This window comes from Neobacillus phoenicis (assembly GCF_047302305.1).
Classification (GTDB): Bacteria; Bacillota; Bacilli; order Bacillales; family Cytobacillaceae; genus Neobacillus.
In genome coordinates, this window is record NZ_CP154847.1 from 2,113,388 (window position 1) to 2,125,027 (window position 11,640).

At 36.9% G+C, this 11,640-nt stretch carries 14 protein-coding genes; 8 read left to right on the top strand and 6 right to left on the bottom strand.

Going from position 1 to position 11,640, the window contains the following annotated elements; genetic code table 11:
• Nucleotides 1–173: 173 nt before the first annotated feature.
• Both AA0X95_RS10810 and AA0X95_RS10815 read left to right on the top strand, forming a co-directional pair.
• Nucleotides 174–1,490 (top strand): DEAD/DEAH box helicase, encoded by a 1,317-nt coding sequence (locus AA0X95_RS10810; protein ID WP_413308728.1) that lies wholly within the window; start codon nt 174–176, stop codon nt 1,488–1,490.
• 23 nt (nt 1,491–1,513) lie between these two features.
• Nucleotides 1,514–2,407, top strand: a complete 894-nt coding sequence (locus tag AA0X95_RS10815) for a deoxyribonuclease IV (protein ID WP_413308730.1) — start codon at nt 1,514–1,516, stop codon at nt 2,405–2,407.
• Nucleotides 2,408–2,585: 178 nt separating this feature from the next.
• Here the strand turns inward: AA0X95_RS10815 and AA0X95_RS10820 are convergent, their stop codons facing one another.
• Entirely contained in the window at nt 2,586–2,843 is a 258-nt protein-coding gene (locus AA0X95_RS10820; RefSeq protein WP_413308732.1) for a DUF2624 domain-containing protein, read from the bottom strand.
• Between the two features lie 365 nt (nt 2,844–3,208).
• Here AA0X95_RS10820 and AA0X95_RS10825 point away from each other — a divergent pair, with 365 nt between their 5' ends.
• From AA0X95_RS10825 to AA0X95_RS10835, 3 genes are read left to right on the top strand one after another with little or no spacing between them, the layout of a single operon-like run.
• On the top strand, nt 3,209–3,982 hold the full coding sequence (locus AA0X95_RS10825) for a metal ABC transporter ATP-binding protein (protein ID WP_413308734.1): 774 nt from the start codon (nt 3,209–3,211) through the stop codon (nt 3,980–3,982).
• Nucleotides 3,979–4,830, top strand: a complete 852-nt coding sequence (locus AA0X95_RS10830; RefSeq protein WP_413308736.1) for a metal ABC transporter permease — start codon at nt 3,979–3,981, stop codon at nt 4,828–4,830. The genes AA0X95_RS10825 and AA0X95_RS10830 overlap by 4 nt, the downstream gene beginning before the upstream one ends.
• Nucleotides 4,827–5,240 (top strand): Fur family transcriptional regulator, encoded by a 414-nt coding sequence (locus AA0X95_RS10835; RefSeq protein WP_413308739.1) that lies wholly within the window; start codon nt 4,827–4,829, stop codon nt 5,238–5,240. Before AA0X95_RS10830 ends, AA0X95_RS10835 begins: the two co-directional genes overlap by 4 nt.
• A gap of 41 nt (nt 5,241–5,281) precedes the next feature.
• Here AA0X95_RS10835 and AA0X95_RS10840 read toward each other — a convergent pair whose 3' ends face one another.
• Nucleotides 5,282–5,884 carry a 5' nucleotidase, NT5C type gene (locus tag AA0X95_RS10840; RefSeq protein WP_413308741.1) on the bottom strand — a complete coding sequence of 201 codons (603 nt, stop codon included), beginning with the start codon at nt 5,882–5,884 and terminating at the stop codon, nt 5,282–5,284.
• 192 nt (nt 5,885–6,076) lie between these two features.
• Between AA0X95_RS10840 and AA0X95_RS10845 the strand changes: the two genes are divergently transcribed.
• Complete coding sequence (locus AA0X95_RS10845) at nt 6,077–6,559, top strand: hypothetical protein (protein ID WP_413308743.1); 483 nt, start codon at nt 6,077–6,079, stop codon at nt 6,557–6,559.
• A 56-nt stretch (nt 6,560–6,615) separates the two neighbouring features.
• Here the strand turns inward: AA0X95_RS10845 and ispG are convergent, their stop codons facing one another.
• From ispG to AA0X95_RS10860, 3 genes are all read right to left on the bottom strand, one after another.
• Nucleotides 6,616–7,716: a flavodoxin-dependent (E)-4-hydroxy-3-methylbut-2-enyl-diphosphate synthase gene (ispG, locus tag AA0X95_RS10850; protein WP_413309945.1), complete on the bottom strand. Its 1,101-nt coding sequence runs from the start codon at nt 7,714–7,716 to the stop codon at nt 6,616–6,618.
• 114 nt (nt 7,717–7,830) lie between these two features.
• Nucleotides 7,831–8,178: a LysM peptidoglycan-binding domain-containing protein gene (locus AA0X95_RS10855; RefSeq protein ID WP_413308745.1), complete on the bottom strand. Its 348-nt coding sequence runs from the start codon at nt 8,176–8,178 to the stop codon at nt 7,831–7,833.
• A 404-nt stretch (nt 8,179–8,582) separates the two neighbouring features.
• The gene (locus tag AA0X95_RS10860; protein WP_413308747.1) at nt 8,583–9,362 is read right to left on the bottom strand and encodes a DUF1189 domain-containing protein; all 780 of its coding nucleotides are present in this window, start codon (nt 9,360–9,362) and stop codon (nt 8,583–8,585) included.
• Nucleotides 9,363–9,483: 121 nt separating this feature from the next.
• Here AA0X95_RS10860 and AA0X95_RS10865 point away from each other — a divergent pair, with 121 nt between their 5' ends.
• Nucleotides 9,484–9,969 carry a DUF456 domain-containing protein gene (locus tag AA0X95_RS10865; protein ID WP_413308749.1) on the top strand — a complete coding sequence of 162 codons (486 nt, stop codon included), beginning with the start codon at nt 9,484–9,486 and terminating at the stop codon, nt 9,967–9,969.
• 22 nt (nt 9,970–9,991) lie between these two features.
• Here the strand turns inward: AA0X95_RS10865 and AA0X95_RS10870 are convergent, their stop codons facing one another.
• A complete protein-coding gene (locus AA0X95_RS10870) occupies nt 9,992–10,690 on the bottom strand; it encodes a Crp/Fnr family transcriptional regulator (RefSeq protein WP_413308750.1) in 699 nt (232 codons plus the stop codon).
• A 254-nt stretch (nt 10,691–10,944) separates the two neighbouring features.
• Between AA0X95_RS10870 and AA0X95_RS10875 the strand changes: the two genes are divergently transcribed.
• A complete protein-coding gene (locus tag AA0X95_RS10875; RefSeq protein WP_413308752.1) occupies nt 10,945–11,553 on the top strand; it encodes a superoxide dismutase in 609 nt (202 codons plus the stop codon).
• The last annotated feature ends 87 nt before the right edge of the window (nt 11,554–11,640 follow it).

Genomic DNA, 11,640 nt, shown 5'->3' on the forward strand with positions numbered 1-11,640 from the left:
TTTCATTTTAAAAACCGGATAAAATGTAAAAGATGAGAAATATATAAATAGTTAGCTGGTGATTTAAGAGAAACTTTAATATAATAACATGATGGAATGAAAAGTGTAGGCACATGCTGATAAATAAACTACATAATAACCATTGGATATTTTTTAGAATAAGGAGCCCTTATATGAAAGTAAATAAATTTGATCGTTTTAAGTTTCAACCTTTTATTATAGATTCACTGAATAAGTTTGGTTTTTATAGTCCAACCGAAATTCAGGAACGGATGATTCCATTAGTTCTTAAAGGGGAAAGTGCTATTGGTCAATCCCAAACAGGTACAGGTAAAACATTCGCATATGTATTACCTATCCTTGAAAAGATTGATCCAAAGCGTCAAGAGGTACAAGCAGTTATTACTGCACCGACAAGAGAATTAGCCTCACAAATTTATCATCAAATCTTAAAAGTAACAGAAAACTGCAGTCCCGATCGTCCAATCATGACAAGATGCTATATTGGTGGAACAGATAAACAGCGGACCATCGAAAAATTAAAGGTGCAGCCTCAAATCGTTGTGGGTACACCGGGACGAATAAAGGATTTAATGGTTGAGCAAGCACTCTTCATTCATACATCAGAAATCCTAGTTGTTGATGAAGCAGACATGATGTTAGATATGGGATTTATTGAAGATGTGGATCAGGTAGCTGCAAAGATGCCGGAAAACTTACAAATGCTGGTCTTTTCTGCGACCATTCCTGAAAAATTAAAACCTTTTTTAAAAAAGTATATGGAGAATCCAAAAACGGTTCATATTGATGCGAAAAATAAAGCTGCTGAAAATTTAGAGCATGCTCTTTTACCATCCAGACATCGTAGTAAGAAGCAGCTTGTGCATGATGCCTTACTTGCCTACAATCCTTATTTAGCGATTGTTTTTACGAATACTAAAAAAATGGCTGAAGAGGTAGCCTACTTCTTAAATGAAAAAGGGCTAAAGGTTGGCCGTGTTCATGGAGACTTAAATCCACGGGAACGTAAAAAAATGATGAAGCAAATTCAGGATTTGGAGTTCCAATATATCGTGGCAACTGACCTCGCTTCAAGGGGCATCGATATTGAAGGAGTAAGCCATGTTATTAACTATGAACTTCCAACAGATTTGGATTTTTATATCCATAGGGTGGGAAGAACAGCGAGAGCTGGCAATACAGGGATTGCCCTTACCATTTATGAGAATTCCGATGAAGATGCTTTAAATAAGTTAGAAAAAATGGGTATTCAGTTTAAACATGTGGATCTTAAAAAAGATGGTTTTGTTGAAATAGATGAACGAAATAAGAGAAAGACAAGAGTTAGAAAAGAAGATGAAGCAGCTAAAACAGCTAAAACCCTAGTAAAGAAGCCGCAAAAGGTTAAGCCAGGCTATAAAAAGAAAATGCAATGGGAAATGGACAAAATAAAGAAACGTCAGCGGAAATTGAACCAGAAAAAGAAATAAGAGATTGAATGGAGAGGAACGAGATGTTGAAGATCGGGTCACACGTGTCAATGAGCGGAAAAGATATGCTGCTTGCAGCAAGTAAAGAAGCAGTATCTTATGGTGCAAATACGTTTATGATCTATACAGGTGCTCCACAAAATACGAGAAGAAAGAAAATAGAAGACCTGAACATTGAAGCAGGAAGAAAGCATATGGAGGAGAATGGAATCTCGGAAATTATTGTCCATGCTCCTTATATCATTAATATTGGGAATACCACAAATCCAGACACCTTTGAGTTAGGTGTAAGATTCCTCCGCAGTGAAATAGAAAGAACAGAAGCGCTTGGAGCAAAACAAATTGTCCTTCATCCTGGTGCCCATGTGAGCGCAGGGACAGAGGCAGGAATTAAGAAGATTATTGAAGGATTAAATGAGGTTCTGACTGGTAAGGAACAACTGCAAATTGCGTTAGAGACCATGGCTGGAAAAGGATCTGAGTGTGGGAAATCTTTTGAAGAAATTGCAATGATTATGGATGGGGTTAATTATAGTGATAAATTATCCGTCTGTTTCGATACATGCCATACTCATGATGCCGGCTATAACATTGTGGAGGACTTTGATGGTGTCTTAAATGAATTTGATAAAATTATTGGCCTGGAAAAGCTTAAGGTACTTCATATCAATGATAGTAAAAATGCACTTGGTATGAGGAAGGACCGCCATGAAAATATTGGCTTTGGTCATATTGGCTTTAAGGCCCTCAATTATATTGTTCACCATCCCCAATTGAAGGATGTTCCTAAGATTCTTGAAACTCCTTTTGTTGGAGAAGATAAGAACAATAAAAAAGCACCGTATAAACATGAAATTGAGATGCTGCGCAATCAAACATTTAATGAGAATCTATTAGATGTAATCATGCAATCATAAGGAAAAAGCTGTGCAAGTGAGCACAGCTTTTTTGATTTTTTACCATGTTGATTGGAACGGAAGGCGCGAGACTCCTGCGGGAAAAGCGTGTCAGGGGAAACCCCGCAGGAGCGAAGCGACGAGGAGGCTCCCCGCCCGCGGAAAGCGAAGCGTCTGGAGTGGAAATCAACAGGCAAGTCTATTGCTTAGTAAACTGCATTAATAATTTATTGACTTCTCGAGCTGTTTCCGGACCTGCTGCCCTCGCAATTTCTTTTACTAATTTACTTCGTTGTGTATCATCAAAAATGTTTATATTTTTACCACGTAAGTATTCTGCAATCTTCCTAGCCTGTTGCTGGTTTACTTTGATATTAAATTGATTGGCATATTTGACTAACTCTTCAGCAGTAATCGTGTTGATCTTATGATTAATGATGTTTTCAAATATTTTCACCCTCATCACTCCTCCATGCTAATGTATGAAAAACAAAGGGGAGTGTGACAAAGGATTTAAAAAGTGGATGGCACCAGCCTTGTTGCTGTATGCTTTACATTCGGAATATCGTATTGTATACTACACTAAGTTAAATCGGAATGATTCTTATAATTAGGCTGTGTTAATGAACATTTTTGATTTTTATACCCTGTTGATTGGAGTGGAAGGCGCGAAGACTCCTGTGGGAGTACGGTTCAGGAGAGACCCCGCAGGCGCAAGCGCCGAGGAGGCTCGCCGAAACGCCCACGAACCGCTCGCGCCTGGAGCGGAAATCAACAGGCAAGTTTAACAGAGCATATAATTAAAAAGTGAGAGTGCAAATCATGCAATCAATAATTGATATTCAACATTTATTTTATCGATATGAAAAGGATACAGTCTTAGAGGATATTAACATGTCCATTCCTGACGGTTCATTTTTAGCTATTGTGGGCCCGAATGGGTCCGGTAAATCAACATTGCTAAAATTGATATTAGGGTTATTAAAGCCCCAAAAAGGCGAGATCACTATTTTTGGTCAGGAAATCTCAAAATTTAAAGATTGGCAGAAGATCGGTTATGTGTCACAAAAGGCTAATTCCTTTAATACAGGTTTCCCTGCAACCGTTTTTGAAGTAGTGGCGAGCGGGCTAACAAAAAAGCTCGGTTTGTTTACATTCTTTAAAAAGGAACATTCGTTGAAGGTATTTGAAGCATTAGAAGCAGTAGGGATGAGAGAATTCAGTAACAGAAATATTGGAGAACTCTCTGGGGGTCAGCAGCAAAGAGTGTTTATTGCCCGAGCATTAGTCAGTGAGCCCAAATTGCTGATTCTTGACGAACCAACGGTAGGAGTGGATGCTGAAAATGTAAATTCCTTCTATCAAATGCTCGGTGATTTAAATAAAAATCGTGCGATTACTTTGCTGTTGGTTACACACGATATTGGCACTATTTCGGATAAGGTCACCCATGTTGCTTGCTTAAATAAACATTTACATTTTCATGGTGAAACAAAAGAATTTGAAGAGTTGAGAGGGGAAGGAATGTCTGAATTTTATGGCCATGACGTTCATTTACTCGCCCATCACCATGAACACGGAGGCGCCAGAAAATGATACAAGGAATTTTTCATTATGAATTTTTACAAAATGCCTTCTTAACTGGAATTATGATCGGGATACTGGCTCCATTGCTCGGTGTTTTTATCGTTGTGAGAAGATTATCTTTAATTGCTGATGCACTTAGCCATGTAACACTTGCGGGCATTGCAGCGAGTTTATTTATCGAAAAGCAATTTGCCATCATGGCAGGCTTAAACCCTCTATATTTAGGTATGGTTTTTTCAGTAGGTGGATCATTATTTATTGAAAAACTAAGAGGGGTATATAAACACTATCAGGAACTTGCCATTCCTATTATTTTATCAAGCGGAATTGGACTGGGAGTTATCTTTATTTCACTTGCAAATGGATTTAATACAGACTTGTTCAGTTATTTGTTTGGAAGTGTTTCTGCTGTAAGTCGTACAGACCTATGGGTTATTCTTATCATAAGTATTTTGGTTATTCTGGTTATTATTTTCTTATATAAAGAGTTGTTTTTACTGTCTTTTGATGAAGAGCATGCGAAAGCATCAGGGATTGCTGCTAAAAGTATTCATTTCATCTTTATTGTTATGGTTGCTTTGGTTATTGCAGCTTCTATGAGAATTGTTGGAATTCTACTGGTATCCTCTTTAATGACGTTGCCAGTTGCAGCAAGTATTCGAATCGCAAAGGGATTTAAACAAACTATTTTCTTATCCGTTCTTTTTGGTGAATTAGCAGTATTGGGCGGCCTTTTTATTGCTTACTATTTAGATTTGGCTCCAGGTGGGACAATTGTTATGCTTTCTGTTCTAATTCTTGTATGTTCTATTTTCTACAAAAAATTAACTGGTGCATTTGGAGGTGGTGCTAAATGAACGTAAACGAAGCAATCCAATACCTAAAGGAAAATGGTTTTAAGCAAACAGGAAAAAGAGAAGATATGCTTCAATTGTTTGCTGATAGCGATAAATATTTAACTGCTAAGGATGTCCTCGACGAGTTAAAGGATGATTATCCAGGTCTAAGCTTTGATACGATATATCGCAACTTATCCTTATTTGTTAATATGGGGATTTTAGAAATGACAGAGTTGTCGGGGGAAAAACATTTCCGTTTCACCTGTTCAAGCAGCCACCATCATCACCATTTTATTTGTTTAGACTGTGGTAAAACCAAGAAAATTGAAACTTGTCCTATGAATGGTCTAAGTGAAAATTTGAAAGGCTACGACGTCTCAGGGCATAAATTTGAAATATATGGACGATGTCCGGAATGTCTAAATTAGAGAAAAAACAGCTTGTGGGAGCACAAGCTGTTTTTATTATCCTATAAATGGGAACTGGTCATTTGAGGATTGACCCCTTGCTGTCTTAACCATTCTTCCACCCAATCATTTGCTTCAAACCAGTTATTTACCCGTATAACCCCATTTGGAATAGGATCTTGATTGTACGGGGTATCAAATAAAATAACCGGTATCTTACATTCTTCATGAATCATTATCGCATTATCATGTTTATCCTCGAAGAAGATTTCCACTTTATGCTTTTTTACTGTTTCCACTTTATCGTGGGAACCAATTAATTCTATATGGTCAAAGATTAATCCTTGGTCAAAAAACCAATTCTCAGTGACTTCAAGTAAATGGGAGCCCCTAGCACTAATAAAGTACAGTTCATGTTTATTTTTCCACTTGTTAAGGACTTTTTTTGCACCTGTTGCAAGGGGAGATTCTTTATAGATAAGTGGTTCATTCTTGGCAAACCATTGTGCAAATTCTTTCTCCGATACATTAACAAATGGCGTCAAGTCATATTGATTCACATCTTCATACATGATTTCCATTCCAAATGCTTTGTTGATAAATGGCAGTATTGATTTAGGGCAAGTTACTGTTCCATCGATGTCAATTCCAAATCTTCTTCTCATTAGGCTCACCTTCAAATTGCAATAGACTATCTTTATTTTACCAAAGACAGCTTAACAATAAAGTATTTATTTATAAGTAAATTTTTTCGGTAAATGAAATAAAAAACTAATGGAGTTAAACATTAACATATTAAAAATTTGAAGGAAGCTAACAATAATAAATGCTCCTATTACTGAAAGTGAGGGATTAGGATGGCAGACGAAAGAGACACAAGAGTGCAGGAAGCCCTTCGTAGTTCAATTATAGGCGAGGATATCCCCAATTCGCCATCTGAATTTAGGGAAGAAGTAGCATCAGAAGTTGCCGAGCCTATCAAAACTCGCTACTCATTGAAAAAAGACGATCCTGTTCCTGAAATTGGTGCATCAGTTCCAATCCACTCTCATGGATACAGGGAAGAAACAGCAGCTGAAATAGCAGCCCCAGTACCTGTAGTTCCAAGAGATGTGCGTACAGGGGATAGGGAGAGAGCAGAGGGAGGGACCGGAATAGGTACCCTTGCAATTGCCCTTTCTATTTTGTCCCTGTTTGTCATGCCAATTCTTTTTGGTGCTGCCGGTATTGTGTTAGGATTTGTTGCTAGAAGAAGAGGTGCTGAGGCTCTAGGTGCCTGGGCAATAGGTATTGGTGCCATCTCGATCATTCTTGGTATGTTTATTCTTCCGTTCTTTTAACATGAACAGCCTAGGAGCAAAAAGAAACCCGGTAGCAGATACCGGGTTTCTTACTATTATTTACTAACTTTCTCTTCCTCAGCTTTTTTACGGAAATATTCTGCCGCAACTTGGTCAATTTCCTTTTTCAATTCTTCGACCATTTGGGCCTCGGGAACTTTACGGACGATTTCACCTTTTCTAAAAAGTAAACCTTCACCGCGAGCACCTGCGATTCCTATATCAGCTTCACGAGCTTCACCAGGACCATTCACAGCACATCCTAAAACGGAAACCTTAATAGGTGCTTTGATGTTTTGGATATATTCTTCGACTTCATTTGCAATACTGATAAGGTCAATTTCGATTCGACCACAAGTAGGACATGAAATTAATGTGGCTGCATTAGAAGAAAGACCGAAAACCTTCAATAATTCTCTCGCTACCTTCACTTCTTCAACCGGGTCTGCACTTAAAGAAATACGAAGGGTGTTACCGATTCCTTTACTAATGATAGCGCCTAACCCTGCAGCACTCTTTACAGTTCCAGAGAATAGTGTACCGGATTCTGTAATTCCTAAATGTAATGGATAGTCAAAAGCACGTGCAGCTTTTTCATAAGCTTCAATCGCCAAATTAACATCTGATGCTTTCATGGAAACTATGATGTCGTGGAAATCTAAATCCTCAAGAATTTTAATATGATGAAGGGCACTCTCAACCATTCCATCTGCAGTCGGATAACCGTACTTTTCAAGAATCTTTTTCTCGAGTGAACCAGCGTTTACTCCGATTCGAATAGGGATTCCACGTTCTTTAGCAGCCTTAACAACAGCTTCTACTTTTTCACGTTTTCCGATGTTTCCAGGATTAATTCTGATTTTGTCTGCTCCGCCTTCAATGGCTTTAAGAGCTAATTTATAATCAAAATGAATATCTACTACAAGAGGAATATTAATTCGTTTTTTGATTTCTGCAATAGCATTTGCAGCTCGCTCATCTGGACATGCCACACGAACAATTTGACAACCTGCTTCCTCAAGACGTTTAATCTCTGCAACAGTTGCTTCAACATCATGAGTCTTTGTTGTAGTCATACTTTGGATAATTAATTCATTATTCCCGCCAATTGTTAAATTGCCCACTTTAACTGGCCGGGTTTTTGTGCGATGTATAATTTCACTCACGTGGAATTCGCTCCTTTAAAATTGGAATTCGAATAAGGGTCTAAAATCAATTCGACTTTATTTTATCAGTCTACCACTATTCTTGACAAGAAGAAGCGATTATCCTCATTTTTTTGAGTAATCTGGAAAAACGTAGGTGGAGCCAATCTGAATTTTCTCAGGAGCTTTTCCTGGATTGAGCTTCTTAAAATCTTCAATAAGCTTGGTTATTGAAACAGGTAGAGATTTATCTAACTCATTTTCAACGATTGAAATAACTGTATCGCCAGGTTTTACCTTTGCTTCAAATGCAGGGATATCTGTTTTAGGTTTATTATTCTTTTCTTTAGTGATATCCTCCACCTGTGCATCTACATGTTGAGGAGCTGAAGTGGGTAGTGTGCCAACAGTTAAATCAAAATATATAACATATATAATTAAAACAGATAATAACAAACCGAAAAGTTTTTTCATCGGACAAGCCTCCAGGATAGAGAGTTTGTACATACCTATGCTTGTCCTACTAAAAAAAGAACTGAATAAAAAAGTGCACTTTAAAGTGTATATTTTCCAGATTGTCGAGAAAGATTGTATCTGGGCAATTTTTCATTTTATCCGACCTAAAATACTGATTTATTATTATAAGATTGTCCATGCTAGCAGGGACTTATTTTTATTAATTATTAGTTGAATGGAAGGTTTTAATTGAATACGCACTGTTGATTGGAGCGAAGCCGCCTGGAGCGGAAATCAACATACTTATTGGAAGCTCTTTATAATAATAGTATTACGTGTAATTAATGCGGTGAATCGTTAAAGGATTCATATGAAATAAAGGCTATCGAAAGTTTTTCGACAGCCTAAATAAAAGATGCATCTTAAGGTACATCTTTTTTTATTGTTTTTGGTCTTGGAACTTCCTTAATAGCTAAGTATAAAACGATGATGACAACAAACCAATTAATTAGAGCACTGTTCGGTACAGTGGTTTTAATGGCTGCCATAATCGTAAAAAATAGCGTAGGCAACGTTTCACTGTATGCAGCCATTCTCCATAATTGACGATAATTTAGCTTCCTTCCTAATAGGTTCTTTAACATTAGACCTATTAATGCTAAAACGGACACTTCAATAAAGCTGGCTGCACTAGAGAAGAGGTAAATAAAAAGAGAAACCACAGGTATTATAACACCCTTTACTCCAGCTATTGTATCGATATATTTAAGCATTTTATCTTTTGTTAGACCGTCAAACATGGAATAGGGTGATGTGTCAGTACGTCCTCCTGCAGTAAGGACGAATTCATCCTTTAGTAAGGCAAAAGCATTTCCTTCGCTCTCCACATCGGTTTCAGTCATAGTGCCAGTTGGATCAATGATTATCGTGAAGTTCTCACGATTAATTACAACAGGTACATCGGTTTTTGCGGATAGTTGTCCATTTTTTATCGTAAAGTCTGGCGATTCATTCTTCAAAATCGTCTCAGCTGTATCGATTCCAGTGGTTAATGCAGTACTAAAATAAATGACGGCAGGTAGAACAGAGATCAATGTTAGAAAGAAAACATAAAGAATAGTTTTTCCGATCCCTTGGAAACGAAATAAGGAAATATCTTTTGGGGAGTAGATACTTTTATAAAATTGTTTAAAAATATTCATAGTGACCACCTTTATACAGATTCCATTCTATTGTATCTTTTGTATCCCTTATATACAAGAATGACTAATGAAACCATTTTGATTCTCATTCGTAAGAATTACTAAAGAAAGGACTGAAAAGATGGAAATAGTGTATTGGGCATTAATAGCCATTTTATTTATTGTAGCTTTTGTTGGATTGGTATACCCCATCATTCCAAGCGTCATATTTTTGATTGCAGGTTTTCTACTATATGGCGTTTTTTTTAGTTTCGAACCTTTTCATTGGTTATTCTGGGTAATTCAAGGATTGTTTGTCATATTATTGTTTGTGGCAGATTATATCGCAAATATGATTGGCATAAAAAAATATGGGGGTTCCAAAGCTGGTATTTGGGGAAGTACCATAGGACTTATCCTTGGACCATTTTTAATCCCGGTGTTGGGTATTTTACTTGGGCCATTTATTGGCGCAATAGGGGCAGAGTTAATCTTCAATAAAAGAAACTTTACGGATAGTATAAAAATTGGATTCGGTTCTGTAATAGGCTTTATAAGCAGTGTCGTAACAAAAACCATCATTCAAGCAATAATGATTGGATACTTTCTAATTGTTGTTTTAAATTAAAAAAGCCACCTCGGTGGCTTTTTTAATTTAAACCGCAAATTTCGAAGGAACAATTTTGGCAATCTACTTCTTGCTTTAAGCAACTTATCTTTTTAACAGTGATTTTTTGATTATCATATGAAATGATATCCTTTTCTCTAAGCTCTTTTAAAGAACGTTGGATTACCTCTCGTGTTCCAAAGGTTAAGTTAGCTAGCTCCTGATGTGTTAGAGGAAGGTCAATCAGGATCCCATCATCTGTCTTCACACCATATGAACTACACAAACGGATCAAAATGGAATACAGGCCTCCTTTTTTACCATTCATTATTAAGTCCTGGCATTTCATCTGTGCTTTAAGATAACCGGTGCTTAGCCAGTAAACGAGAGCATTCATTGCTTCTGGGTCAGTTAGGACAAATTCTTCAAAATGCTCCCTTTTGACAAGCAGCATTTCACAATCAGTTAATGTTTTCGCATAAAATTGATAATGGGGATTTGCTTTAAACAACTGATACTCAACAATTAGCTCTTGGTTATTCAATACTTTTAAAATAAACTCTTTTCCTTTTAAATGGACTCTCCCTAGTGCAATACTTCCTTTAAGTAATAAGTAAACATACTCTACTGAATCTTTCTCTTGAAACAGGACCGAACCAGATTTAATCTTTTGGATTGGTTCTTTTTTTTGAAAAAATTGAACCATTAAACTATATATTGAAACCATATAATTTTCCATCATATTCACTCCCTATACCTTACAGCTTAACAGAATAAGGGGTGGAAAAATTATGACACTTTTTCGAAAAATGATAGAGTATGAATAAAAATTTTTTAACAGGGTATTGTATCTATGTTAGTATAAGCATTATATTTGAAACTCTTTACCATCTTTGGTAATCTTAAGCTACGAAGCTTAAGAAAATTCGAAAAATCGTTGGATTTTTTGATTGACTTTGGCCAAAAAATAATATGAATACATAGGAGGAATTTTTCATGGCTTTTGAATTACCACAATTACCTTATGCAGAAGATGCACTTGAACCACACATTGATAAGGAAACTATGAATATTCACCACACTAGACATCACAACACTTATGTAACAAATCTTAACGCTGCATTACAAGGCAACGAAGAACTACTTTCTAAATCTGTTGAAGAAGTAATTGCAAACTTAGATGCGGTTCCAGAAGCAGTACGTACAGCTGTACGTAACAATGGTGGTGGACATGCAAACCACTCTTTATTCTGGCAAATCCTTTCACCAAATGGTGGCGGTGCACCAACTGGTGAATTAGCAGATGCAATTAACAGCAAATTTGGAAGCTTCGAAAGCTTCAAAGAAGAGTTTGCAAAGGCTGCAACTACTCGTTTCGGTTCTGGTTGGGCATGGTTATCAGTGTCAAACGGCGAACTAGAATTAACAAGCACTCCAAATCAAGATTCTCCATTAATGGAAGGTAAAACTCCTATTCTTGGTCTAGATGTATGGGAGCATGCTTACTACTTAAAATATCAAAACAAACGCCCAGACTATATTGGTGCGTTCTGGAACGTTGTAAACTGGGATGAAGTTTCTAAACGTTACAACGAAGCAAAGTAATACCGTAATGAGAAAAAGACAGCTGTTTTTTTTAGCAGCTGTCTTTTTGTTTGTTCCGAAACCCGAAAAATTTGAATAGAAACCACT

Bases quoted from the DNA above. Each gene is read 5' to 3' on its own strand.
- AA0X95_RS10860 (WP_413308747.1), bottom strand. From the start codon at position 9,362: ATGAATATTTTTAAACAATTTTATAAAAGTATCTACTCCCCAAAAGAT.
- AA0X95_RS10870 (WP_413308750.1), bottom strand. From the start codon at position 10,690: ATGATGGAAAATTATATGGTTTCAATATATAGTTTAATGGTTCAATTT.
- AA0X95_RS10840 (WP_413308741.1), bottom strand. From the start codon at position 5,884: ATGAGAAGAAGATTTGGAATTGACATCGATGGAACAGTAACTTGCCCT.
- AA0X95_RS10855 (WP_413308745.1), bottom strand. From the start codon at position 8,178: ATGAAAAAACTTTTCGGTTTGTTATTATCTGTTTTAATTATATATGTT.
- AA0X95_RS10810 (WP_413308728.1), top strand. From the start codon at position 174: ATGAAAGTAAATAAATTTGATCGTTTTAAGTTTCAACCTTTTATTATA.
- AA0X95_RS10825 (WP_413308734.1), top strand. From the start codon at position 3,209: ATGCAATCAATAATTGATATTCAACATTTATTTTATCGATATGAAAAG.
- AA0X95_RS10835 (WP_413308739.1), top strand. From the start codon at position 4,827: ATGAACGTAAACGAAGCAATCCAATACCTAAAGGAAAATGGTTTTAAG.
- AA0X95_RS10815 (WP_413308730.1), top strand. From the start codon at position 1,514: ATGTTGAAGATCGGGTCACACGTGTCAATGAGCGGAAAAGATATGCTG.
- AA0X95_RS10845 (WP_413308743.1), top strand. From the start codon at position 6,077: ATGGCAGACGAAAGAGACACAAGAGTGCAGGAAGCCCTTCGTAGTTCA.
- AA0X95_RS10875 (WP_413308752.1), top strand. From the start codon at position 10,945: ATGGCTTTTGAATTACCACAATTACCTTATGCAGAAGATGCACTTGAA.
- AA0X95_RS10830 (WP_413308736.1), top strand. From the start codon at position 3,979: ATGATACAAGGAATTTTTCATTATGAATTTTTACAAAATGCCTTCTTA.
- AA0X95_RS10865 (WP_413308749.1), top strand. From the start codon at position 9,484: ATGGAAATAGTGTATTGGGCATTAATAGCCATTTTATTTATTGTAGCT.